Source organism: Sphingopyxis sp. KK2 (assembly GCF_001990265.1).
Lineage (GTDB): Bacteria > Pseudomonadota > Alphaproteobacteria > Sphingomonadales > Sphingomonadaceae > Sphingopyxis.
On record NZ_LYVN01000298.1, the window covers coordinates 1 to 844 of the forward strand.

At 66.5% G+C, this 844-nt stretch carries 2 protein-coding genes and 1 pseudogene; 1 reads left to right on the plus strand and 2 read right to left on the minus strand.

Annotated features, from left to right (window positions below; genetic code table 11):
• Window positions 1–284, plus strand: a pseudogene (locus tag B1A78_RS21895) (hypothetical protein); the annotation flags it as partial.
• Here the strand turns inward: B1A78_RS21895 and B1A78_RS21900 are convergent.
• Both B1A78_RS21900 and B1A78_RS21905 read right to left on the minus strand, forming a co-directional pair.
• Window positions 268–525 carry a hypothetical protein gene (locus tag B1A78_RS21900; RefSeq protein ID WP_077148913.1) on the minus strand — a complete coding sequence of 86 codons (258 nt, stop codon included), beginning with the start codon at window positions 523–525 and terminating at the stop codon, window positions 268–270. The pseudogene B1A78_RS21895 and the gene B1A78_RS21900 sit on opposite strands and share 17 nt — an antisense overlap.
• A gap of 2 nt (window positions 526–527) precedes the next feature.
• The coding region (locus B1A78_RS21905; protein WP_179102142.1) for a helix-turn-helix domain-containing protein at window positions 528–844 on the minus strand (317 nt) is incomplete at its 5' end.

Sequence of the window (844 nt, forward strand, 5' to 3'; positions counted from 1 at the left end):
TCCTCGGCGCGATCGCGGCGATTTTGCTGATCTGGAAATTCCCCTCGTTTAAGGCGCAGGCCGAACTGGGTTCGTCCTATGCCGCGCGGGTCGGCTGTTCGTGCCGCTATGTCCAGGGCCGCAGCCTCGAAAGCTGCCAGCGCGATTTCGAGCCGGGCATGGGACTCGTGTCGCTCGCCGAGGATCCGGCGACGAAGACGGTCACCGGCAGCGTGCCGCTCCTCGCTTCGCGCAGCGCGCGCTATGCGGGGACGAGCGGCTGCCTGCTCAGGCCCGAGGATTAGGCACGAACAGCGCCGCACCGACCGCAACCGCAGCGGGCGTGCCGAACACCAGGATCCAGATCGCCGCCTCCTCGCCCCAGCCATATCCGGCGTAGAGGACGCCCACGAGCAGGTTGCCGATCGAGATCACCAGCCATAACAGGATGAACAGCCGCGTCGCGCGGCGGACGTCGCGGATCGCCAACCGCAGCATGACGAGCAACGCGATCCCCGCGACCAGCATGATGGCCGTGTGCGACATGATCAATCCTCCTCCATGACGGCGACGCCGGTATAGCGGCTACGCCATTCGCCCGGCGACAGGCCGAGTTTGTCCCGAAACGCCGCGCACAGATGCGCATGGCTGGAAAAGCCCGTCGCAAAGGCGATCTCGGCAACCGACAGCGGACGGTTCATCAGATACCAGCAGGCGCGGCGCAACCGTTGACGCAGCAGATATTGGCGCGGCGTGCGCCCGGTCGCGCGGGCGAAATGGACGATCAGGCTGTTGACCGACATGCCCGCCTCCACCGCCATCTCCTCGACCGTCAGCGGGGTTTCGATCCGCGCCTCGATCAAGG